The sequence below is a fragment of the Trinickia acidisoli genome (assembly GCF_017315725.1).
GTDB classification, from domain to species: domain Bacteria; phylum Pseudomonadota; class Gammaproteobacteria; order Burkholderiales; family Burkholderiaceae; genus Trinickia; species Trinickia acidisoli.
In genome coordinates, this window is record NZ_JAFLRG010000001.1 from 3,983,808 (window position 1) to 4,007,206 (window position 23,399).

At 64.4% G+C, this 23,399-nt stretch carries 21 protein-coding genes; 9 read left to right on the forward strand and 12 right to left on the reverse strand.

All coding sequences use genetic code 11. The features are described from left to right. Positions 1-21: 21 nt before the first annotated feature. The 7 genes from J3485_RS18275 to gspG are packed head-to-tail and all read right to left on the reverse strand — an operon-like array spanning position 22 to position 5,125. Positions 22-543, reverse strand: a complete 522-nt coding sequence (locus J3485_RS18275; RefSeq protein WP_206955505.1) for a type II secretion system protein M — start codon at positions 541-543, stop codon at positions 22-24. Beyond that, complete coding sequence (gene gspL / locus J3485_RS18280; protein ID WP_206955506.1) at positions 540-1,943, reverse strand: type II secretion system protein GspL; 1,404 nt, start codon at positions 1,941-1,943, stop codon at positions 540-542. Before gspL ends, J3485_RS18275 begins: the two co-directional genes overlap by 4 nt. A 29-nt stretch (positions 1,944-1,972) precedes the next feature. Continuing rightward, complete coding sequence (gene gspK / locus J3485_RS18285) at positions 1,973-3,112, reverse strand: type II secretion system minor pseudopilin GspK (protein WP_206955507.1); 1,140 nt, start codon at positions 3,110-3,112, stop codon at positions 1,973-1,975. A 2-nt stretch (positions 3,113-3,114) separates the two neighbouring features. After that, complete coding sequence (locus tag J3485_RS18290) at positions 3,115-3,798, reverse strand: PulJ/GspJ family protein (RefSeq protein ID WP_206955508.1); 684 nt, start codon at positions 3,796-3,798, stop codon at positions 3,115-3,117. Then, positions 3,776-4,189: a type II secretion system minor pseudopilin GspI gene (gspI, locus tag J3485_RS18295; RefSeq protein ID WP_206955509.1), complete on the reverse strand. Its 414-nt coding sequence runs from the start codon at positions 4,187-4,189 to the stop codon at positions 3,776-3,778. Before gspI ends, J3485_RS18290 begins: the two co-directional genes overlap by 23 nt. Before the next feature lies 1 nt (position 4,190). Further along, complete coding sequence (locus J3485_RS18300; RefSeq protein WP_206955510.1) at positions 4,191-4,670, reverse strand: GspH/FimT family pseudopilin; 480 nt, start codon at positions 4,668-4,670, stop codon at positions 4,191-4,193. After that, complete coding sequence (gene gspG, locus J3485_RS18305; RefSeq protein ID WP_206955872.1) at positions 4,661-5,125, reverse strand: type II secretion system major pseudopilin GspG; 465 nt, start codon at positions 5,123-5,125, stop codon at positions 4,661-4,663. The genes J3485_RS18300 and gspG overlap by 10 nt, the downstream gene beginning before the upstream one ends. A 136-nt stretch (positions 5,126-5,261) precedes the next feature. On the opposite strand from gspG, the gene J3485_RS18310 reads away from it, so the two are divergent. Further along, complete coding sequence (locus tag J3485_RS18310; protein ID WP_206955511.1) at positions 5,262-5,675, forward strand: general secretion pathway protein GspC; 414 nt, start codon at positions 5,262-5,264, stop codon at positions 5,673-5,675. A 76-nt stretch (positions 5,676-5,751) separates the two neighbouring features. Here J3485_RS18310 and gspF read toward each other — a convergent pair whose 3' ends face one another. From gspF to gspD, 3 genes are read right to left on the reverse strand one after another with little or no spacing between them, the layout of a single operon-like run. Continuing rightward, positions 5,752-6,969, reverse strand: coding sequence for a type II secretion system inner membrane protein GspF (gene gspF, locus J3485_RS18315; RefSeq protein WP_206955512.1), 1,218 nt, complete (start codon positions 6,967-6,969; stop codon positions 5,752-5,754). Positions 6,970-6,972: 3 nt separating this feature from the next. Next, positions 6,973-8,469, reverse strand: coding sequence for a type II secretion system ATPase GspE (gspE, locus tag J3485_RS18320; RefSeq protein ID WP_206955513.1), 1,497 nt, complete (start codon positions 8,467-8,469; stop codon positions 6,973-6,975). Beyond that, positions 8,466-10,802 carry a type II secretion system secretin GspD gene (gspD, locus tag J3485_RS18325; protein WP_206955514.1) on the reverse strand — a complete coding sequence of 779 codons (2,337 nt, stop codon included), beginning with the start codon at positions 10,800-10,802 and terminating at the stop codon, positions 8,466-8,468. Before gspD ends, gspE begins: the two co-directional genes overlap by 4 nt. Positions 10,803-11,243: 441 nt before the next feature. Here gspD and J3485_RS18330 point away from each other — a divergent pair, with 441 nt between their 5' ends. Continuing rightward, positions 11,244-11,687, forward strand: a complete 444-nt coding sequence (locus J3485_RS18330; RefSeq protein WP_206955515.1) for a lytic transglycosylase domain-containing protein — start codon at positions 11,244-11,246, stop codon at positions 11,685-11,687. A 197-nt stretch (positions 11,688-11,884) separates the two neighbouring features. Continuing rightward, positions 11,885-13,180 carry a GTP-binding protein gene (locus J3485_RS18335; RefSeq protein ID WP_206955516.1) on the forward strand — a complete coding sequence of 432 codons (1,296 nt, stop codon included), beginning with the start codon at positions 11,885-11,887 and terminating at the stop codon, positions 13,178-13,180. A 109-nt stretch (positions 13,181-13,289) separates the two neighbouring features. Here J3485_RS18335 and J3485_RS18340 read toward each other — a convergent pair whose 3' ends face one another. Further along, positions 13,290-13,568, reverse strand: coding sequence for an HU family DNA-binding protein (locus tag J3485_RS18340; protein WP_074262967.1), 279 nt, complete (start codon positions 13,566-13,568; stop codon positions 13,290-13,292). Between the two features lie 424 nt (positions 13,569-13,992). Here J3485_RS18340 and mnmC point away from each other — a divergent pair, with 424 nt between their 5' ends. The 6 genes from mnmC to J3485_RS18370 all read left to right on the forward strand — a co-directional run bounded on the left by mnmC (position 13,993) and on the right by J3485_RS18370 (position 21,897). Then, on the forward strand, positions 13,993-15,963 hold the full coding sequence (gene mnmC / locus J3485_RS18345) for a bifunctional tRNA (5-methylaminomethyl-2-thiouridine)(34)-methyltransferase MnmC2/FAD-dependent 5-carboxymethylaminomethyl-2-thiouridine(34) oxidoreductase MnmC1 (protein ID WP_206955517.1): 1,971 nt from the start codon (positions 13,993-13,995) through the stop codon (positions 15,961-15,963). A gap of 855 nt (positions 15,964-16,818) precedes the next feature. Then, a complete protein-coding gene (locus J3485_RS18350) occupies positions 16,819-18,021 on the forward strand; it encodes a cation:proton antiporter (protein ID WP_206955518.1) in 1,203 nt (400 codons plus the stop codon). 30 nt (positions 18,022-18,051) lie between these two features. Then, positions 18,052-19,170, forward strand: a complete 1,119-nt coding sequence (locus J3485_RS18355; RefSeq protein ID WP_206955519.1) for a YbdK family carboxylate-amine ligase — start codon at positions 18,052-18,054, stop codon at positions 19,168-19,170. A 537-nt stretch (positions 19,171-19,707) separates the two neighbouring features. After that, the gene (locus J3485_RS18360) at positions 19,708-20,355 is read left to right on the forward strand and encodes a MarR family winged helix-turn-helix transcriptional regulator (RefSeq protein ID WP_206955520.1); all 648 of its coding nucleotides are present in this window, start codon (positions 19,708-19,710) and stop codon (positions 20,353-20,355) included. Positions 20,356-20,519: 164 nt separating this feature from the next. Then, complete coding sequence (locus J3485_RS18365; protein ID WP_206955521.1) at positions 20,520-21,239, forward strand: glutamine amidotransferase; 720 nt, start codon at positions 20,520-20,522, stop codon at positions 21,237-21,239. A gap of 187 nt (positions 21,240-21,426) precedes the next feature. Beyond that, positions 21,427-21,897: an SET domain-containing protein gene (locus tag J3485_RS18370; RefSeq protein WP_206955522.1), complete on the forward strand. Its 471-nt coding sequence runs from the start codon at positions 21,427-21,429 to the stop codon at positions 21,895-21,897. Here J3485_RS18370 and J3485_RS18375 read toward each other — a convergent pair. Further along, complete coding sequence (locus tag J3485_RS18375) at positions 21,894-23,384, reverse strand: sensor histidine kinase (RefSeq protein ID WP_206955523.1); 1,491 nt, start codon at positions 23,382-23,384, stop codon at positions 21,894-21,896. The genes J3485_RS18370 and J3485_RS18375 overlap by 4 nt on opposite strands. Positions 23,385-23,399: the final 15 nt, after the last annotated feature.

Here is a 23,399-nt window from a genome sequence, read left to right on the forward strand (position 1 = left end):
CCCAACTCATGCGCACCGCGGTCATTGCTCGGATCTCGCGGGAGTCGTAGCCGGCTGCAGCGCCACCGTGAGGTCGACTTGCCCGTCGGCCGCCAGCGCCGTCGCGTGCAGCTCGGTGACGCGTACTTTGAATTGCTTGCGCGCATCGTCGAGCCACATCGTCCAAGCCGGAAACGAAGCGTTCTTCGCATCGATCTGCACCGCATCGCCTGTCAAGCGCACCTGCGTCGTCGCGAGGCCCGCCTGCGTCAGAGAGGCGGACAGCGCATCGCGCAGCGCACCGCCCGTGGGCGTGGCGCCTTGCGCGGCCGGCGCGAGCGCGCGCGCTTCGTCGGCCTGTGCGGTCATCTGCGCGATCTCGCGCTGCATCGCCGGCAGCGTGTCCCGCAAGTGCGCGCGGCCTTGCTGTGCCGGCGCCCACAGCACTGAATAGGCGACGACGACGCCGATGGCCGCGGCACCCCAAGTCAGCAACAATTTTTCTCGTCCGGTGCGCGGCTCCCAGAAGCCGGCCCAGACATCACCGAATGCGCCTAGATTCATTGACCGCCCCCGTTTCGAATGACCCAATTACCGGTGTTCGTATCGATGTCGCCGACGAGCCCGTTCTGTGCGAGCCGCTGCGCGAATCCCGCGTCAGGCTTGACGCCAGGCTTGAATGTCACGTCGAGACGTCGATCGTGGTAATCGAGCGCCGCAATGCCGTTGACGGGGATGCCCCCGAGCGAACGATCGAGACGCGCCGCGACCGAGAGGTAATCATCGGGCGACAATTCGCCGGCGGCGACACGCAGATGCTCGAGCTGCGTCGTCATTTGCGACGCCGGATCGAGCACGACGGTCGTCCTCGGGAAGGCGTTCAACAACAGCTCCGTCATTTGCGCATTGAGCGCATCGCGCTCGCGCGCGAGGGTCATCCACTGAATGTTGGCGCCTACCACGGCAACCAGCAACGCCACGACGCCAAGCGCGATCGGTACCCGCAACCGGCGCAGCGTCGCGCGATCGAGCCGCCACGGCCGCGATTCGAACTCGAACTGGCACAGGTCGAAGCGGCTGGCGAGCGCGTTGCGCGCAAGCGTCTCGAACGGCAGCGGAGCGACACCCACGTGCACGCCGTGCGCGGGTACAGCCTCGCCGGCCAGCGTCGGTTCGCCGCCCGGCAGCCCCGTCAGCTCGTACACCGTGACGCTCGCTTCGCCGGCCAGTGCCGCAAGCGTCGTGCCGAGCGCCGAAAGCGGTACCGCGAGCCCCTCGCCGTGATCGCCCCGGGCGAGGGCGAGTTCGACGCGCGGCTCCGTGGTGTCGAGCAGCGTCGGCTCCGGCGTGGCCGAGAGCGCGGCATCCGCCAAGATCGCGGGCGCCGTCTGCGCCACCGTCCCGAGGACGGCCGCGACGAGCGGCGTGGGCCCGGCCAGTGTCGGCGCCGGCATGCCATTGAGCGCACCGACGGCAGCCACCCCTTCGGCTGGAGCCGGCTGCGCGGCGGCCGCTTCGGTCATCGGCGTCGGTAAGCACCGCGTGACCGGCACGGCACGCAGGCTCCGGTGGCCCGCCGCATTGAAGGCCTCGACGATGAAGCGAAACCAGCCTCGATCGACGATGGCCATCATGCGCTTGCCGCCTGGGATCGGCTGTGGGTCGAGCGCGATGTGGCAGGTTTGCGCATCCTGGATGAGGTAATCCTCCACGACGTTCGGCAACGCCTGCTTGAGCCGCTGCCCCTTGACCGGCGGCAGCACGGCGGCAAGCATCAGCATGTCGCGCGCCGCGACGATCAGCACCGTGGTGGACGCGCGCGGCAAGAAGGCGAGCGCCGCACGGCCCGCGCGCTCCTTGCGCCCGCTCTTGTCGAGCAGCACGAACGGCATCTCGGGGAGCTGCCACTCTTGCGACGGCACCGCCGGATCTCGCGGCGGCAGTAAGACGATCAACGTGCTCAAGGCCCGCTCTCTCCTGGTTTAAATCGGGTTCAAAGCTGATCGCGCACGCGCACCACGCGCGTCGTGTGCGTCAGCGGATCGCGATAAATGAGCGTCGTGCGATCGACCTCCGCCCGCTCGTACTGTACGCGTCCATGCACGAAAAAATAGCTCGTCGTCACGTCCATGGGAATCTGGCTGAGGTCGGTCCCCGGGGGCAGCGCCGCGCCCGAGCCCTGTAAAGCGAGTTGTACGCTGGCCGTATTGATGTAGAACGCACTCTCGCGCCGGGATACCATGGCCTGCGCACTCGATAGCGACATACCCGGCACGATGGCGGCGATGACTTCGGCCGGCGCCGTGTTCATGTTGACCGGTGTACGCGTGGGCAGCACGGTAACGAACGGGCGCAGCCGCGCCACGATCTCGGGTGTGAAGCCGGGCACGTTCAGCAGCGAATCGACGCTCGTGAACTGCAGCGGCCGCGCATCGGCGCTTTCGTCGTCGCCGCCTTCGAGGCCCGGTTGGTCCGTGACGTTGCCCGCGCCCACCGCGCCGCCTGGCTGCGGTTGCGGGGCTGCCGCCGAACCGAGCGTGGTGCTGAGCGGATTCTGAAAACGCGTGGCCGACTGCATCAACGAGGCGCGCATTTGCACCGCGACCGTTTTCGCGAGACCGCCGTCCAGGCCGAGCAGCGAGAGCAGCCTGGCGAACGCGGCCGTCTCCGTTTGATCCACCTGAAGCAGGCCGGGTGCCGGGATCGCCACGAGGTTGTGCAGGTTGAACTTCGCTTGCGCGTCCTCGATCGAGCCCGACAGATACGTTTGCGCGCTCTCGCCAGCGTCGGCCCCGCCCGACTTGCCGATGAAATCAGAGAGTCGTGTCTTGGCGATCGGTACGGCCCAGATGCCGCCCAGATAGGTGACGGTCGGCGCCGTATCCGCTTGCGAGCGCAGGATCAAGCGCGTCCAATCGACCGCGCCGCGCGCCACCCATTGCGCTTGCGTGAGCAGCCGCTGATTCTGGATACGGCGAATTTGCACTTGCTGCCGCCAGAGCACGCCGGCGACGAGGATCGCCGAAAGCGTCACGACGAGCAACGCGGTGATGATGGCCGCGCCGCGCTGACGGCGCAGCGCCAGGCGCGGCCGAGAAACCGGGTGACTGAACGAGGGCCGTCGCGCACGCATCGTCATTCTCCGACGAGAAACATGCGCCGGATCGGCACGTGCAAAGACGGCGCGCCGATCGACACCTCGAGGCCCGTTACCGCTCGCGGCAACGGCGCGTTGCCGAACTGCGGCACCTTCACGTTGTTGTTGTTGCGCGCGATCTCGGCGCTGACGTCGCTCATCTGCGTCGTCCAGCCGACGCGCGGCACGTAAAGACGCGCGGTGATCTTGCCGACTCCAGAGATGAGCGGCACGGCAGTCCAATTTTCACCGCTGCTCGACGCCGCCAGCGTTCGCCGCAACTGACCGACGGTTGCGACGGGCGGCGATGCGAAACGCGTAACGATCCCGTTCGTCACTTGATAGCGCACCACTTGCAGACGCGGTGCCTCCCCCGAAAGCCCGAACGCACGCACGATCTGCAGCGCATCGCCGGAAACGGAGATGGCGGGTTGCCCGACTTCGTCGTCGGTCGCCGCCTGCTGCGCGTCCACGCGTAGCTGATCGAATAGCTGAACGAACACGCGTTCGTCTTCCATCGCGCTCGAGATCGCCTGCCGGCCGCGCATGATCTGGTCGAGCCCGCGCCACGCAAGAATCGCGATGACGGCGAGGATCGTGATCGCGACCATCAACTCGATCAGCGTGAATCCACGCTCGCGCCGCGCGGCGCGTCGACGTTCAGAGCGCACGATTCGACTCATTGGCGACCACCGTGACGAGTTGGGCGAGATTGCCCGCGTGCCCCGGCGTCGTGACCGACACCTCGACGCGGCGGAAAATCGGGTTCGGCGTCGCGCTCACGCGCTCGGTGCAGGTCAGCGGCAAATTGCCTTGCGGGCAATCGAACGATTGCGTCCCGAGATCGGGCCATTCGCGTGACAGATGCAATTGAGTCAACGCATTGTCGGCGCTCCACCCGGCCAAGAGGCGCCGATGCAGATCGGCCTCGTCGTTCGCGAGCATGCCGACGGCGCGCAACGACGCGGCCAGCGCGACGGCGATGATCGCCAGCGCGACGAGCACCTCGATCATCGTGAAGCCGCCGGCGCGCGACGCGATATGAGCCGGACGAGTGGAACGAACGGTGCGCATGTCAACGCACCTCGTAGCGGCCGTTGCCGGTGCCGACGATCGTCGTGCGCCCGATGGACGAGTAGAGCGTGACGGTCACGGCCTGGCCGATGCTTTCCACGCCGAACACGAGGCGATTCGGATGGAGGTCGGAGCCTGGGTAGTCGATCGTCACATCGGTCACACCACCCTCCCAGTCGCGCTGGCGCAGCAGATCGTCGCGCAGCAGCGGGCGCCAGCCGTCCGCGGTGCGAATGTCGAACCGGTATCCACCCGTCACAGGCTGCCAAGCGATCGGACGCGAGCGCACCTGCGCTTCGTCGGAAGCCGACTCGAACAGCAACGCGAGGCGCTGTGCCTGCTCGTTCAGATCGGTGCGTGGATTGCGCTTGAGCGAAATCGACGCGAGCGACACGAGCAGCCCCGCAATGACGAGCACGACCATCATTTCGAGCAGCGTGAAGCCGCGCGCGACGCGCGGCATGCGCTGCGCTACTGCCATGAGCCGATGTCGGCATCGTTGCCTTCGCCGCCGGGCTTGCCGTCCGCACCGTAGCTGAACACGTCGACCTCGCCGTGCACACCGGGATTCAAGTACTGATAGGCGTTACCCCACGGATCGTTCGGCAGGCGCTCGAGATAACCGCCGTCTTTCCAGTTGTTCGGGATCGGATCGGTGGAGGGCTTTTCGATCAGTGCGCGCAGCCCTTGCTCCTGGGTGGGATAGCGCCCGTTATCGAGCCGATACAGCTTGAGTGCCTGCATGATCGTGCCGATGTCCTGCTTGGCCGCGACGCGGCGTGCCTCGTCGGGACGGCTCATGATCTTGGGCACGATGAGCGCGGCGAGAATGCCGAGAATCGCGATCACGACCATGATCTCGATCAGCGTAAAGCCTCGCTGACGTCGCGCGCGCAGCGTCGCGATATCGGTACGGCGTTGGTTCCACAGTTGCATCATTCGCTACCTCGTTCGATAAATTGTCGGCCAAGCACATCGAGCGCGCTTCGCATCGCGCCGCCGATTGTAATGGGGCTGCTCGCCAGAAATCGTCAACCGCGCAAAGCCCAGAATAGCTCGTACAATGGCGCGCATGAATACTCTCCAAATCCGCCTACTGTCGTTCGCGCTGTTCGCGGTTTTCTGCGCGACGCTCACCTATTGGATCGTCCTGCTCACCGCGCATCCCGCGCCGCCGCCGCAGGCGGCCGCCGTCGCGCCGAGCGTGTCCGTCGAAGACGCCGCCGCGCTGTTCGGCGGCAAACTCACGCACGAAGTCAATCGCAACATCAAGCTCATCGGCATTCTGTCGCTGCGCGAAGGCGCCGCGGCGATCGTGGGCGTCGGCGATGCGCCGGCTCGCGCCATCGCGCTCGGCAGCAAGATCACCGACGGTACGACGCTCGCCGAAGTGCGCGCTCGCTCGATCATCATCGATCACAACGGCGTGCGCTCGGAAGTCCCTCTGGCGCCGAACGCGGGCGGCCCGACCATCTACGTGCGCTGAGCTGCACGTCCCGCATGGGTCGCGCGTTTTTCTGAAGCGCGCCCACCGGCGTCGAACATGGCCGCTATCGCACCCGCTACTGCACCATGTTGTTCAAATCGATGATCGGCAGCATGACGGCAAGCACGATCACGAGCACGACCCCGCCCATCGCCAGAATCAACAGCGGCTCGAGCAAACTCGTCAGAAACATCGTGCGGCGTTCGAGTTCGCTTGCCTCGCCTTCCGATGCGCGATCGAGCATCGTCGTCACGTCGCCCGTCGCCTCGCCCGAGCGAATCAAGTGCACGAGCACGGGCGGAAACGTTTTCGTATTACCGAGCGCGCGAGACAGCGATGTCCCCTCGCGCACGCGCACGATCGCATCGTCGACGTTGCCGCGCATCGCTCGATTGTTGAGCGTCTCGCCCGCCGCTTGCAGCGCGCGCAGAATCGGCACGCCCGCCGCGGTGAGAATCGCGAGCGTACTCGCAAAGCGCACGGTGTTGTAGCCGCGCACGAGCTTGCCCGCCAGCGGTGCCGTCAGCAGCCATCGGTCGAACGCGAAACGCGGCCCCGCTTGCGACAAAATCGCGCGTGTCACATAAACGACGAATAGGACGCCGAGCAGGATCGCCCACCACCAATGCCGCACGAATCCCGACAGCGCCATCATCATCACCGTCAGCACCGGTAGCTGTTGCTTCGTGCTCACGAACACGTTGACGACCTGCGGCACCACGTAGCTGAGCAGGAACGTGACGATACCGAATGCGATCAGCGTGACGATGGCCGGGTAGGTAAACGCCAATACGATCTTCTGCTTGAGCGCATTGCGCTGTTCGATGTAATCGGCGAGCCGCGAGAGCACGAGGCCGAGCTTACCCGTATGCTCGCCGGCCGCGACGAGCGCGCGGTAGATGTCGGGAAAATCGCGCGGGTGCTGCGTGAGCGCATTGGCGAGCGAGTGGCCGCCGAGCACCTCCGCGCGAATCGCCGCGACGAGCTCGCGAATGTAGTCGCGCTCGGCTTGGTCGGTCAGGACCGCGAGCGCCTCGTCGAGCGGCAACCCGGCCGTCAAGAGGCTCGCGAGCTGGCGCGTCAGGATCGCCTGCTCGCGCGCCGACAGCTTGCGCCCGAGCGCCAGGCGCCGGCTGCGCTCGCCACGCGCCGCGCTGCCTGCCGGCTCGACCACGAGCGGCGTCAGCCCTTGCGTGCGTAGCTGCGCGCGCGCCGACCGCGCGCTGTCCGCATCGAGCACGCCCTTTTGCGCGTGCCCCGCCGTATCGATCGCTTCGAAGCGAAAGGCCGGCATGCGCTAAACCCCGCCCGTCACGCGGATCACCTCTTCGAGCGACGTCAAACCCGACGACAGCCAGCGCTCGGCATCCTCGCGCAACGTGCGCATGCCTTGCGCGCGACCCGCCGTAAGGATTTCGGCATCGGCCGCGTTGTGGTGGATCATCGCGCGGATCGCGTCGTCGATGAGGAGCAGTTCGTATACCCCACGCCGTCCCGAATAGCCCGATCTCGCGCATTTGTCGCAACCGACCGGATGCCACTGCGCACGGCCCTCTTCGACGCGCTCTTCCTTGCATACCGGGCACAACCGGCGCACGAGCCGCTGCGCGAGCACGCCGAGCAGCGAGGACGCGAGCAAGTAAGGTTCGACGCCCATGTCGGTCAAACGCGTGACGGCCGAGGCCGCATCGTTCGTATGCAGCGTCGCCAGCACCAAGTGGCCCGTCAACGACGCTTGCACCGCGATCTGCGCCGTTTCCAAGTCACGGATTTCGCCGATCATGATGATGTCGGGATCTTGCCGCAGGATCGAGCGCAATGCGCGCGCGAAATTCATCCCGATGCGCTCGTTGACCTGTGTTTGGCCGATGCCGGGCAGGTCGTACTCGATCGGGTCCTCGACGGTCATGATGTTCGTCGTTGCCGTTTCGAGCCGTGACAGCGACGCATAGAGCGTCGTCGTCTTGCCCGAGCCTGTCGGCCCCGTCACGAGGACGATGCCGTGCGGCCGCGAAATCAATTTGTCGAAGCGACCGAGCGTATCGGGCCCCATGCCCAACGCTTCGAGATTCAGATGCTGCGCGTCCTTTTCGAGCAGGCGCAGCACCGCGCGCTCGCCGTGCCCCGTCGGCAGCGTCGACACCCGCACGTCGACGGCGCGGCCGCCCACGCGCAGCGTGATGCGGCCGTCTTGAGGCAAGCGTTTCTCGGCGATGTCGAGTTGCGCCATGATCTTGATACGCGAGATCAGCGCGCCGTGAAGCGCCTTCTTCGGCCGCACGACGTCGCGCAGCGTACCGTCGACGCGAAAACGCACGACCGACGCGTTCTCGAACGGCTCGATGTGGATATCGGACGCATGTTCGCGCGCCGCTTGCGTGAGCAGGGCATTGATCATGCGGATGATCGGCGCGTCGTCCTCCGATTCGAGCAAGTCCTCGACTTCGGGAATGTCTTGCATCAGCCGTGACAGATCGACTTCGCCCTCGACTTCGCCGACAACCTGAGCGGCACTGCCGTCGTGGCGTTCGTAAGCGCGGTTGATCGCTTGCGCGAGTTCGTCGGCGGGTAGGCGAACGGCCGTCAGCGCACCGAAATTGCGCGCAACTTCCGCCAGCGCCGCACCGCTCGTGCGGTCGCTGATCCATACCTCGATGCCCTCGGCCCGCTGGTGCGCGACGAGGATTTGGCCGTTGCGCGCGAACACGTACGGCACGAGCCGCGCCGCGAACGGCGAGGGCGCCTGGCGTTCGCCCGGCGCGCCTTCTTGGGAAGAACCAAGCGGGTCGCTCACTGCGACGCTCCCGGCGTGGCCGTCTGCGGCTGTTGCGGCACGGCCTGTGGCTGCAGCGGCACGGCCTGCGGCTGCACGGCCGGGAGCTGCGCGGGCGCCGGCTGCTGAGACGCGGGCGTCGTCGGGTGAGTCATCTGCCTGAGGTCGAACAAATTCGCTGCCGGCGCAACGCCCTGGCTCGGGCCGAGCGGCATCGGCGGAACGACCGGGAAGTCCTTGTCGCGCATGACGTTATTGTCCGAGCGATAGTCGTCCGTCACGCCGCGTACGTAGTCATAGCGGTTCTGGGTGATCTGTTGCGCGGTGTCGCTGTCGCTGATGATCACCGGGCGCAAGAACACCATCAAATTGGTTTTCTGGCGCTGCTTGGTTTCCGAGCGGAATAGCTGGCCGATCCACGGAATGTCGCCGAGCAGCGGCACTTTGCTGTTCGACACCTGATAGTTGTCCTGCATCAAGCCGCCGAGCACGATGATCTCGCCGTTGTCCGCGAGAACCGTCGACTGGATCGAGCGGATGTTGAATATCGGGCCCGACGGATTCGTCGCCGTGCTCGTCGTGCCGCTGACGATCGACGAATCTTCGGTATAGAGCTGGAGCTTGAGGATCCCACCGGCGGTGATCTGCGGCTTGACGTGAAGCGTCAGGCCCACATCGCGGCGGTCATACGTGTTGAACGCGTTGCTCGTCGTGGAACTGGTCAGGTTCGAGTACTGGCCCGTCAGGTACGGCACGTTTTGGCCGACGACGATCTTCGCTTCCTGGTTGTCGAGCGTGATCAGGTTCGGTGTGGACAGCACGTTCGCGTCGCTCGTGCCGGCGAAGTACTGGAGCAGCCCGCCGAGGCCCTGCACGCCGAACATGTTGTGCAGCCAGCCGACGTTCAGCCCCTGGGTAAGGTTGGTTGCCAGCGAGGCCGCCCCGGTCGCTCCGCCCGCGGCCAGTCCGCCCGCCACCGTGAGGATGTTGGAGCCGCCCACGTTGCCGGCCGTGCTCGCGAGGTTGGTGCCGGCCAGAAGGTTGCCGCTCGCGACCTGCCACTGGATGCCGAGATTGCCGGCCGTCGCCGAGTTCAGCTCGACGACCAGCGCTTCGATATAGACCTGCGCACGACGCGCGTCGAGCTGGTCGATCACGGCGCGCAGATTGCGGTAAACCGGATCGGATGCGGTAATGACGAGCGAGTTGGTCGCCGCATCGGCCTGGATCATGCCGCCCGGTTGATTGTCGTCACTGCTCTGGCCTTGCTTCTGGCCGAGGAAGTCGCTATTGCTGCCGCCAAGCCCGCCGCTGCTCGAGCCCGACGTCGAGGTACTGCCAAGCGAGCTGCTGCCGTATGACGAAGAAGGCAAAGGCGGGGTGCCGGACGTACCCGTGGAAGAGGAGCTGCCCCCCGAATTGCCTTGGCTGAACGAGTTCGCGCTGCTCGACTCCGCACTATTGCCCGAGGTGCCGCCGCCCTTGCCGAGCATCCCGCGCAGCGTTTTCGCGAGCGCCACCGCATCCGCATTGCGCAAGTGAACGACGTGGATGTTGCCGGGCTCGGAGCTCGGCGCGTCGAGTTCTTCGACGAGCCGTTTCGCCGCATCGAGACGCGCCTTGTTCGATGCGCGCAGCATCAGCGAATTCGTGCGCGGATCGGCCATGACCGAGACTTTCAGCGTGGCGTCGGTGCTGCCGATCGAGCCCGGATCGAGCAGTTTGGATAGCTGCGGCTCGAGATCGAGCGCGTTCGCGTTCCTGAGCGGCACGACGACGATCTGCTGCCCGGCCGCGTTGTCGACGCCCGCGATGATGGCCGCGATGCGCCGCACGTTGTCGGCGTAGTCGGTCACGACGAGCGTATTGTTCGCGGGATAAGCCGCGATCGTGTTGTTCGGCGAGATGAGGGGCCGCAGCACCGGCAGCAGGTTGTTGGCCGATTCGTTATGCAGTTCGAATACCTGCGTGATGATCTGATCGCCGTGCGCCTGCGGGACGTTGCCGACGTAGGTCGGCGCGCCTTGCAGCTTCGCGTCGGCTTCCGGCACCACCTTGAGCACGCCGTGATCCTGGACGATCGCGAACCCCTGCATGCGCAGCGCGGCTTCGAGCGTCTTCAGCGCCTGCGCCTCGGGGACGGGATTCTCCGAGACGAGGTTTAGTTGGCCCTTCACGCGCGGGTCGACGATGATCGTTTTGTTCGTCGCGGCGCCGATCGCTTTGGCCACTTGATCGATGTCCGCGTTCACGAAGTTCAGCGTCACGTCGGCGTACGCGGCCTGTGCGGTCATGAGCCCGGCCATCAGGAGCGCGGTAGCGATGCGACGCAGTGCCATACGATTTCTTGTCATGGAAGATGTGTTCAATGCGAAAGTGCCTGCCCTCGGCGGCGATGCCTCGCGAACGCCGCTCGGCCCTCGCGGTATTGGTGTCGGATGCTCGGCCGCCGTTCAGAAAACGAACATTAGCAGTTTTTTGTGTCCGATTATTCACGAGGCGCCGAGTAACGCTTCGCTTTTGCGTCTGAAAATTCCGGATCGCCAGCCCTCGCGACAGCCGCATCGGCGACAATCCGCATCGTCGCCGGCTCGGCGATGTCCGCCAACGGCTCGGTTATGTCGGCCGACATGCTGTGGCGCTCGAGCGGCTCCCGGTATCATACGGGCGAATATTTCGACTGAATCGAGCGGCAAGCTCGGGTTTTCCCCAGCCTGCCCGCGTGGCGCCTGCCCTGGCCGGGGCGGGCTAGCGCGTTGCACGCAAAAACGTAAGCTGTCGAAGGCACTCGAATCATGAAACGGACAGTTCTGATCTTGGCGGTCTCGCTCGCGTCGCTCGCGGCGGCGAACGCACGCGCGGACTGCTTCGACGAGGCGGCGCGCTATCAGAAGGTCAATCCGCTGATTCTGCGCGCGATCGCTTGGCAAGAGTCGCACAATCATCCCGACGCTATGCACAAGAATGCGAACGGGTCGACCGACTATGGGCTCATGCAGATCAACTCGATCCATCTGCGGACGCTAGCCCATTACGGTATTTCATCGGAAACGCTGATGGAGCCGTGCAAGGCCGTATACATCGCGGCTTGGCATCTGCGGCAACAGATGAACAAGTACGGCAACACCTGGGCGGCCGTCGGCGCCTATCATTCGGAAACGCCATCGCTGCGCGATCATTACGCGCATCAGATCATCGGCATCCTCTCGCAATGGAAGCTGCTGCAAGCGCAGCGCTGAGGATAGGGCGGGTAAGGTAAGGCACGGTAAGGAACCACGGCGCGCACGCGCGTCCAAAGGCGAACGGTTGCCGGCGTGGCGGTGTCCTGGGGTGGGGCACCGGCGTTTGGTGCACAATGCTCCCTACGCCCCCTAAGCTCCTTAAGCCCTTCACGCGGCGGCGCTTTGCGCCTTCGCCCCATCCGATGTCGACTGCAATGAACCATCCGCCTCTGCCCGTTACCGTGCTCTCGGGTTTTCTCGGCGCGGGCAAGACCACGCTGCTCAACCACATTCTCGCGAACCGCGCCGGCCTGCGCGTGGCCGTCATCGTCAACGACCTTGCGGCGGTCAATATCGACGCATCGCTCGTCAGGGACGCCGCTTCGCTCTCGCACGTCGAAGAACGGCTCGTCGAACTCTCGAACGGCTGCATCTGCTGTACCTTGCGCGACGACCTGTTCGCCGAAATTCACCGGCTCGCGGGCGAAGATCGCTTCGATGCGATCCTGATCGAATCGACCGGCATCGCCGAACCGATGCCGATCGCGGAAACCTTCGCATTCACCGACGACGAGGGCCGTACGCTGGCCGACGTCGCGCGGCTCGATACGATGGTGACCGTCGTCGACGCGTTCAATTTTCTGCGCGATTATGCGTCGGCCGAAGCGCTCGCCGAGCGCGGCCTCGCGGCCAGTGAAGACGACGATCGGACGATCGTCGAACTCTTGATCGAGCAAATCGAGTTTTGCGACGTGCTCGTCGTCAACAAAGCCGATCTCATCGATGCGGACGCGCTCGAGCGGCTCAAGCGGATACTCGCGCGGTTCAATCCGCGCGCGGTGCAGATCGTCAGCCGCTTCGGCGCGGTGCCGCTTCGCGAAGTCATCGATACGAAGCGCTTCGATTTCGAGGCTGCGGCAAGCGCACCGGGCTGGCTCGCGTCGCTCGAGCCTGAACATGGCCACGAGCATCACGATCATGGGCATGCCGGGCATTCGCACGTCAGCGAAGCCGATCAATACGGCATCGGCCATTTCGTCTACCGCGCGCGCCGGCCGTTTCATCCCGAGCGGCTGTGGGCGCTACTGCACGAGGAATGGCAGGGCGTGCTGCGCAGCAAGGGCTTTTTCTGGCTGGCCACGCGCAACGACGCGGCGGGCTCGCTATCGCAAGCGGGCGGAGTGTGCCGTCATGGCCCGGCCGGGATGTGGTGGGCCGCGCAGCCGCGCGACGAATGGCCCGAGGACGACGAACTCGCGGCGGAAATCGCGGCCGACTGGCACGGCAGCGCCAATGACGCGACGATCGGCGACCGCCGCCAGGAACTCGTGTTGATTGGCGTTGCGCTCGACGCCGAACGTTGGCGCGCCAAGCTCGACGCATGCCTCTTGACCGACGACGAATATGCGCTTGGTCCGCAAGGCTGGGAGCGATGGCCTGATCCTTTCCCGGCATGGGATATCGACGCCGATGATCACGAAGGCGACGACGAAGGACAAGTCGTCCATTGAATCGCGGGGACTCGGTCCTCGAGGCCCCCGAACCGCCCGTGCCGCCACGGCATGGGCGAAAAAAACCCGCCGTAGGCGGGTGTCGACAAAGTGCTAAGCCGAAGCGGGCTCAACGCTTATTGACGGCATCCTTGAACGCCTTGCCTGCCGTGAACTTGACGGTCTTGGCTGCGGGAATCTTGATGGTCTCGCCCGTCTTGGGGTTGCGGCCCGTGCGCGCCGCGCGCTTGCCCGAGCCGAAGCTGCCAAAGCCGATGAGCTGCACCGCGTCACCCTTGGACACTGCCTTCTTGATCACTTCGAGCAGCGTGTCGAGCGTTTCGCCGGTTTGAGCTTTGCTAGCGCCAGTCTGTCCTGCGACGGCGTCGATCAGTTCCTGTTTGTTCATTAACGTTCCTCTTTATCAGATTGAAATGACACGGACAGCGCAAAACGCGCCGAATTATACGTACGCAAGCTGTGCCGTCGAGTAGCTGTGGCGAAGCGTGCGCCGCTCGGTCGCGCTGAGCCCCTGGCGCTACGGCCTTGCGGCGCTTGCTATGATAGCTCAGCGCAAACCCAATAACGGCAAGGCTTCCAAAGAATTTAGCGCTGCTAAGCCTTGTCGGCGCTGGGTTTGAGCATTGTCTTACTCGCGAATGCCTGCTGCCAAGGGGCTCGCGACATTGCACCGTTATGTCGTTGGATTTTGCCAACGCTCGCAAAGCCCTGCCCCGCGGGCGTTTGCGGCCGATCGACGCTGCCCCGAACGCGCCGGTTAGGGTTGCCCCTTACATGCGCGTAACGCTTTTCCCACAGTTTTGGCTTTGCCGATGAGCTCCAAGTTAATTCCCGCCACCTTGGCTTTTCGCGACGACGGCACACCGTTTTCCCCCGCCTACGACGACGTTTATCACAGCGCCGCAGGCGCTTTCGCCCAAGCCGGGCACGTCTTTCTGGGTGGAAACGGCCTGCCGGAACGCTGGCGTGCCCGCCGCATCTTTACCGTCCTCGAGACGGGCTTCGGCATCGGCGGTAACTTCCTCGCGACCTGGGCAGCCTGGCGCGCGGACCCGAACCGCTGCGAACGGCTCGCGTTCGTCTCGATCGAAAAGCACCCGTTCGGCGCCGGCGACTTACGCACGCTACATACAGGCATGGTTGCGGACACAACGGCCGCCCTCGCCGAGCAGTTGACCGACGCATGGCCGATGTTGACGCCGGGGTTGCATCGACTCGAATTCGAAGGCGGCCGGGTGACGCTGACCATCGCTTTCGGCGATGCGCTCGATCTGTTGCCCAAGCTTTGGCTGCGCGCCGACGCGTTTTATCTCGACGGCTTTTCGCCGGCCAAGAACCCCGATTTGTGGTCGCCTTCCGTCTTCAAATCGCTGGCTCGGCTGGCCGGCGACGGCGCCACGCTCGCCACGTATACCTGCGCCGGACACGTGCGGCGCGGGCTCGGCGAAGCCGGATTCGACTGCGCGAAGGCGGAAGGTTTCGCAGGCAAGCGCGCCATGCTCGTCGGGCGGTTCGCGCCGCGCTGGCGCGTGCGTCGCCATGAACCCCCGCTGCCGTTCGCAACGCGCGAACGCCACGCGATCGTCGTCGGCGCCGGGCTGGCCGGCTGCGCCTTGGCCGACAGGCTGGCTGCGCGCGGCTGGCGAGTCACCATCATCGAACGCCACGCCCGCGCGGGATGCGAAGCCTCGGGCAATCCGGCGGCGGTGTTTCATCCACTGCTTTCGCGCGACGACAGCGTGGCTTCGAAAATCGCGCGCGCGGGTTTTCTCTATGCGCTCGCGCGATGGCGAGCGCTCGAGCAGGCCGGTCACGCATTCGCGCGTAGCAGCCATGGCTTGCTGCAGATTGCCGACGACGAAAACGAAGCGCGGACGCTCACCGAGGCGATCGAATCGCTCGGCTACCCGCGCGAGCTCGCACAACCAGTGTCGCGCGCGCAAGCACAAGCGGCGGCCGGCGTGCCCGTTGCACGCGGCGGATGGTTCTATCCATCGGGAGGCTCGCTCGACCCGGCTGCGTTATGTGCGGCGCAACGCGCGCTCGCCGGTGACGCGATCGCTTGGCGCGGCACCGAAGCCAAGCGCATCGAACGAGAAGGCGACGCTTGGGTTGTCTTCGACGCGAATAATGTGCCTATCGCGCGCTCATCTGTCGTCATCTTCTCAAATGCGCGCGACGCAGCACGACTATCGGGCACAAAACATGCGCCGACGCGCATCGTGCGCGGCCAATTGACGCGCTTGCCGGCGAGCGCCGCACTTGCCTTGCGACTACCGCTCATCGGCGACGGTTACGCCGTCCCGCTCGCGGATGGGTTGTTGACCGGCGCGACTTACGACGTCGACGACGCGGGCGACGATCTGCGTGCGCAAAGCCACGTCGAGAATCTCGTCCGGCTCGCGCGCTTGCTTCCCGGTTTCGATCCTGCCAAAGCCGACGGCGGCCTCGACCCCGCCACGCTGCCGGGCCGCGTAGCCTTTCGCTGCGTCACGAGCGATCGCTTGCCGATGATCGGCGCGCTGGCCGACGAAGCCGCATGCGCGCATCAAGCAGCAGCGCTGCGCGGCGCCTGGCCGCTCGATCTGCCGCGCTCACCCGGTCTTTACAGCAGCTTCGCGTTCGGCTCGCGCGGACTCGTCTGGGCGTCGCTCGGCGCCGAACTCATCGCCTCCCAGCTCGAAGGTGAGCCTTGGCCGCTCGAGCGCGATCTGGCCGAGGCGCTCGACCCGAGTCGCTTCTTGCTGCGCACGTTACGTCAGGGCGCGCTCGATCCAGATTAGCCGACTGCCAAATCGAATCGCATCATGCCACCCAACGAGGTTATCCACTGCAACGTGTGGATAAGCGAGCGAAAGACGCGTGAAATTCGTGTGGGGTCGATGTGGACGTAAACGGGACAAGTCGCGCACATGCGAGATCGGCCAAAAGTTATGCTTGGAAACCGATTCGCCCCACACATCCTGCACAAGCGGTTATGCGTTCGCCAAAGCATTGATCCAGTTGAGTAAACAACGGTTGTGCACAGATTTTGGCCCCCTTTGTTAACTGCTACTACGTATACATACGTAAACGGTAAACCCTAGCTAACGACTCACGCCTCGCTGTTCGAATTGCCTAAGCACGGCGAACCCCAACGCGCTATTTTTCGTCTACATGAATGCAGTCGGTTGAGCCAAACGCAAGCAGAAATCGGACATTTTTCCTCCGCAATACGAAATTGCGCGTCGTTTATACCGAGATGAATGCAAATCGATGATGAATCGCGCGACTTGGAGGCAAGCTATGGCACAATCCGTGTTCCTCTTGCACAAGTTGCACGGCGGCGCATCGCGAATGCGCTGCGCCAATGGGGGCGATGCCCGTAGCCGGGTCGGCGCAAGCCGCCAGGGGGCGGCCGCCGCATCTAATTTCGTCGTGCCGGGCACGCGCCGCGCTCTGTCCAAGCGCTCGGGGCCGCGTATCGAACCCGGTGCGTTTCGTCGTCGCCACGTCCGGCCGCAGCCGGCTCGTCGGCAATCACCCTTTCCGTCCGCGTCGCGGCCCTACCGCCGATGGACCGGACAAGCAAGCCACGAGAACGAGCCATCGCGGGCGGGAAGCCTTGCACGGCCTATCCGTAAAGGAGCAGCTATCAGATGAAATCGGCGTTTTCCTTTCTTCCGCACTGGCCTCTCGTGCCGGACGCGGTCTTCTGGGCCGGGCTCGCGCTGCTCGTCGCTGGCCTCTTGGGCGAGCTTTGCTATCGTGCCTGGCGCCTGCCGCGGGTCTCGGGCTATGCCGTGATCGGGCTGATTGCGGGATCGGCCGGCCTCGGGGCGATCGACGCGGGCTCAGGCGGTACGCTGCGGCTGCTCCTCGACGTCGCGCTGGGCCTCTTGCTGTTCGAGCTCGGCGGCCGGCTCGACCTGCGCTGGATTCGCCGCAATCCCTGGCTCGTGGCATCGAGCCTGGCCGAAGCGACGCTGACGTTCGTACTCGTGCTGGTCGCGTTGCTGTTCGCGCACATTAGCGCGGCGGTAGCGACCGTCATCGCCGCGATCGCGATGTCGACCTCGCCGGCGATGGTCATCCAGCTCAAGACGGAGTTACGCGCGGAAGGGCAAGTCACGCAGCGCCTGCTCACGCTCACGGCGCTCAACAGCATGTACGCGGTCGTCATCGAGAAGATCGCCTCCGGCTGGCTGCACCAGGAGGTCTACGGCAACGTCTTCGCGACGATCGTGCAGCCGCTGTACCTACTCGTCGGCTCGCTCGTGCTCGCCTACTTGCTCGCCAAAGCCTGCACGCTGTTCTATCGCTCGATGCAGATCCAGGACGAGCATTCGTTCGTCGCGCTGTTCGGCCTCGTGCTGCTCGCGATCGCGATCGCCCACCTGTTCAATCTGTCGACGATCCTGAGCCTGTTGGCGGCCGGCATCATCGTGAAGAACGTCGAGGCGAAGCCTCAGCTATGGCCCGAGCACTTCGGCACGGCCGGCTGGCTGCTCACGGTCATCTTGTTCGTGCTGACGCTGACGGCGTTCGAATGGCGCGATATCGCACTTGGCGGCGTTGCGGCGCTCTTGCTGATCGTGGCGCGCTTCGTCGCCAAGCTCGTCGGTGTGCTCGCGTTCGCGAAGCCGAGCGGTATCGGATGGAAGCAAGGGGTGGCGCTCGGCTTATCGCTTTCGCCGATGTCGGCGCTCGCTTATTTGCTCGTCGACGACACCTATACGCTGTATCCGAATTTCGATCCGACGCTGCGCGCCGTCGTGATGTGCTCGATCGTCGTGTTGCAGCTCGTCGGCCCCTGGTTGGTCTACCGCTCGCTCGCGCTCGTCGGCGAACGGCGCGCTTGAAAGCTGCTCGCAAGTCAGAGGGAAAACATCATGGCACTTGAACCGTTCATCAATTCCAAGCCGTTCACATTTGGCGTCGAGCTCGAGATCCAGGTCGTCAACACGCACGATTACGACCTGACGAAGGCCGCATCCGACCTCATGCGGCTCGTGAAAGATCAGAAGATTCCCGGCAACATCACGCCCGAAATCACCGAGAGCATGATCGAGTTGTCAACGGGCATCTGCAACTCGCACGAGGAAGCGCTCGCGCAATTGCGCACGCTGCGCGACACGCTCGTGGCGGCGGCCGATCATCTCAACGTCGGGCTGGCCGGCGGCGGCACCCACGCGTTCCAGCAATGGAGCGAGCGGCAGATCTTCGATACGCCGCGCTTTCAGTACTTGTCCGAGCTCTACGGCTACTTGGCCAAGCAGTTCACCGTCTTCGGGCAGCACGTTCACATTGGCTGTCCCGACCCGGATAGCGCGCTGTTCCTGCTGCATGCCATGTCGCGCTTCATCCCGCATTTCATTGCGCTATCCGCCTCTTCGCCCTACGTGCAGGGCGTCGACACGGGTTTTCACTCGGCTCGACTGAACTCGGTGTTCGCGTTTCCGCTCTCGGGGCGCGCGCCGTTCGTGCTGACTTGGGCGGGATTCGAGGAATATTTTTCGAAGATGGTGGCGACGGGTGTCGTCAACAGCATGAAAGATTTCTACTGGGATATCCGTCCCAAGCCCGGCTTCGGCACGATCGAAGTGCGCGTGATGGACACGCCGCTGTCCGTCGACCGCGCCGCGGCGATCGCCAGCTACATTCAAACGCTCGCGCGTCACTTGCTCGTCGACAGGCCGTTCGTACCGAAGGAGGACGACTATCTCGTCTACACGTTCAATCGATTCGAGGCTTGCCGTTTCGGGCTCGGCGGCACCTGCATCAATCCTCAGACCGGCCAGCGCCGGACGATCTTCGAAGACATTCTCGAGACGCTCCGCGTGATCGAGCCGCATGGCGAGGCGCTTCATTCGTCGGCGGCATTGCGCGAAATCGCAGGCATCGCTCAAGGGCAAGTCAATGATGCGACGTGGCTGCGCAGCGTGGTCGCAAAAGAGAAGTCGCAGCACGAAGCCGTTCGTCAGCAGTGCTTACGATGGCGCGGTGTTTAGGTTTTATGAGGTTTACACGTATACATTCGTAGTAGTAGTTAACAATGGGCTGAGGTGTCTGTGGAAAACGCCCAATTCCGCTGTCGCTTCAACCACATGCGTAAACGATAACCAGATGGTTCTCGCGTGCGGAACTGACATGAGGTCAGGACAACTCAAGAGGCATTCGTATTCGGTCCGACGTTATCCAAAAATCGCGCACAATCGGTTTGTATCGTTATACAGAACTTGTCCACAGCGGCATCGGAATAACTTAGCTGTACTATTTTCCTTCGTCGCTTAAAATGGCGCGTCTGCCGGGCCGAGTGTCGTACGTTCGAGGCAGCGTCGGCTGCTGTTGCCAAGCCCGTGACGGCCCTCGCGCGGAGAGGGTTCCACGGTCCAGCGGGCGGTGCGCTTTCGAAATAGTAAAATCGGCACGCTCGACGACAAGGCGAGCCGTCCCACGGGGCTGCCGGGGCGCCGCAAGATAAGGCGCGAGCAGGCAACCGAATCAGCAGCGGCATGCTGTCAATTGCGAAATAGCGAACGAAGACTATGAGCGAAGGTGTATACGGAGAGCAGGCGACTGGGCGCGTGACCCACAGCTTGCTGCGCTTGAGTACGGCGATGCGCAGCCAAGCGTGGGAGTGGGCCGAAAGCGCAGGGCTCACGCCCACGCAGGGCGAGATCCTCGTGCTGCTGATGCAGCGCAAGGTTCCGCTGCGGCTTGGGGAGATTGCTCGCGAGACCGCCCTGACGGCAGCCACGACCAGCGATGCGGTCAGCACGCTCGAAGCGAAAGGGCTCATCGAAAAGCGCCGCGCAACGGAAGACGGCCGGGCGCTGGCCGTCAAGCTGACCTCGCGCGGGCGCACGGCCGCCAAGCGTGCTCAGCAGTGGCCCGATTTCCTGATCGATGCGATCGGTACGCTACGCGACGAGGAGCAGGCCGTCTTCTACCGCACGATGATCAAGATGATTCGCCAGCTCGAAGTTCAGGGCGACATCCCCCCGCATCGCATGTGCGTCACCTGCAAGCATTTCGACGTGAGCAAGAGCCCGAAGAAGGCGGCCCATCGCTGCATGGCGCTCAATCAGCCGATCGGCGACGTCGAGCTGCGGCTCGACTGCCCGATTCACGAAGGGGCCGACTCGCTGACGCAAAAAAAGATCTGGAAGATCTTCACGCAAAGCGCCGCGTAATCGGCCCACGAGGCTCGGTTCGCTCTGCCCGCTTGCGTGCTGCGATGTTGTGCGCTGCCATATGCCGGGCATCGAGTCGCCCGCGCCTGTCCCGCTTCTTCCCGTGCCGAGCGAGTACGAGGCTCGTGCGCGTCAGGGGTTCGCCCGTTCGCCGTGAGGAATCGATGAATCGTGAAGCGCTCGCCATCCGCCATGTGCATTTCGAAGACCTTGGCAGTCTCGAGCAGACGCTAGGGGAGCGCGCGTGGTCGGTACGCTATCTCGACGTCGGTTCGGCGCGGCTCGAGGCCCCCAAGCCCGAGGCGCCGGCGTTGACCGTCGTGCTGGGCGGCCCCATCAGCGCTTTCGACGATGCGTCGTATCCGACGCTCAAGCCGCTTCTGACACTGCTCGAAAAAAGAATTGCCGCGGGCCGGCCGACGCTCGGTATTTGCCTCGGCGCGCAACTGATCGCGCGTGTGCTCGGCGCGCGCGTGTATGCGTCGGGGCACAAGGAAATCGGCTGGTCGCCGCTTACGTTGACCGAAGCAGGACGCAACTCACCGGTTCGGCATCTCGACGGTTCGCGCACCTCGATGCTGCATTGGCATGGCGATACGTTCGATTTGCCGGTCGACGCGGTGCGCCTTGCCTCGACACCTGTCTGCGAGAATCAAGCGTTCACCTGGAGTACGAACGTCCTCGCGCTTCAGTGCCATCCCGAAATTCGCGGCGATCGTTTCGAGCGTTGGCTGATCGGCCATGCGCACGAAATCGAGACGACGCCGGGCATCGATACGACGCGGCTTCGCGCGGATACCCAGCGATTCGGGCCTGCGTTGGAGCGCGCTGCGAACGAGGCGTTCGGGGAGTGGCTCGACGCGTTCGCGCCGGCCCAAGCATAAACGTTGCGTAAATTCGCACGGACGACGTTGAACGAACTCGGCGTCCGCGTGTACGATTTCGATTTGTGACGTCGACGAAGACGACGTTCGCCTGCGCGGCGCCCAATCGGCGCCGCGTTTTCCATCCCGCGATCGAAAACGCAATGCCGGCGGCAAGCGGCACCATGGTTTTTCTGAGGATTTATCGATGAGTTCACGCAAGTTGGTCGTGCGCCAGTCCGGCGTGCATGGCAAGGGCGTATTTGCCGCCGTGTCGCTAAAGGCGGGCGAGCGTCTGCTGGAATACAAGGGTGAGCGCATCTCGTGGAAGGAAGCATTGCGGCGGCATCCGCACGATCCTTCCGAACCGAATCACACGTTCTACTTCGCGCTCGAGGACGGCCGCGTCATCGACGGCAAGGTGAACGGCAACAGTGCACGATGGATCAACCATTCGTGCGCGCCCAATTGCGAAGCGGAAGAGGTCGATGGCCGCGTGTTCATCCATGCGCTGCACGATATCGCGGCCGAGGAAGAGCTGTTTTACGACTATGGCCTCGTGATCGACGCACGCCAGACGAAAAAGCTCAAAGACGAATACGCGTGCCGTTGCGGCGCGCGCAAGTGCCGCGGCACGATGCTCGCGCCGAAGCGTAGCGCGAAGAACGGCAAGGCCTAATCGGGAATATTCGCGGGGTCTGCGGGCTGGCGAGAAGGCGTTACCGGCTGTGCGGAAATGACGAGCGGCACGCGCAATACGAAGCGTGCTCCGCCACCCGTCGCGTCTTCGTAACGCACGTCGCCGCCGTGCAAATTCATGATGTCGTGAACGATCGCCAAGCCGAGGCCGGCGCCCGCTTCGACGCTCGGATCGGCTGTGTCTTGACGGTCGCCGCGAAAAAACCGTTTGAACAAATCGACCTGCAAGGTGGGCGGGACCCCAGAGCCGTTATCTTCGACGGCAATTTCCGCGAAGCGCACGCCGTTTTCGTCGGCTGCCTCCGAGACGGTTACCGTGACGTTCGCACCCTGGAGTGTCGCCGACGGTAAATACTTGAGCGCGTTGTCGAGCAAATTGGCGATGACCTCGCGCAACAGCACGGCACTGCCGCGGACCATGAGCGGTTTGTCGTTCGACGGACTGTCCAGGCGCTGGAAGCCGAGGTCGACATGGGCGGCCAGCGCGCGCGGAACCCATTCGGCGCCGGTCTCGAACGCGAGCGCCGCGACGTCGAGCTCGACGAAGCGCGCCGTTTGTGCACCCGGTTCGGCGCGTGCCAGCGACAGCAATTGGTTCGAAAGGCGCACCGCGCGGTCGGCCGCGGCGCGCAATTCGCGCACGGCGACGAGCGTCTGGTTCGCATCGCGCGCATTCGCCGCTTGCTCGGCATGGAGCTTGACGGCAGTGAGCGGCGTGCGCAATTGATGGGCCGCATCTGCGATGAATTTTCGCTGAGCGTCGAGGGCCGTCTTCAAGCGGACGAGCAGCGCGTTCATCGCGCTCGTCAGCGGTTTGATCTCCATCGGGACGTAGCTCTCGTCCACCTGCTCGAGCGACATGTGGGTTTGCCGGTTCAGCGAATCGGCCAGTACGGTCAACGGATTGAGCTGCTGATTGACGACGCGCCAGACGATGCCCCAACCCGCAAACAGCAGCAGCAGCAGCGGCATCATGATCGCGACGAGGAACTCGGCCGCGATGCGATAGCGGTGCCGCAGCGGCTGCGCGACCTCGACGATGATCGGATTGCCTGAAGCCTGTAGCACGCGCACCTGGGCGACGCGCACGTGCATGCCCTCGTATTGCGCCTCGAATACGTTCGCTGAGCGTTGCTCGCGCACACGCGTGCCGAATAGCGGCAGCGCCGATTCTCCGGCGATTTCGTGCACGCCGTCGCTGATGCGGTAGATCAACTGATCGCTCGGATCGGAGAACATCGCGTGCGCGAGCGGCGGCACCGTCGAGCGCGCATTGGGCCCGGCGATTTGGATTTGCTTGGAGATGGCGGTTGCGAGATCGGCCAAGGATCGGTCGATGACGTGCTGCGTGTATTGCCACGCGAGCCAATAGGCGATGAGGCCGCTCATCAGTGCGAGCAGGGATAGCGGCCCGGCGAGCCGCCGCAGAAGCGAGCGGCGCAAGCTGGTCGCGGCGACGGGCGGCATGGCGATCAATCGTGC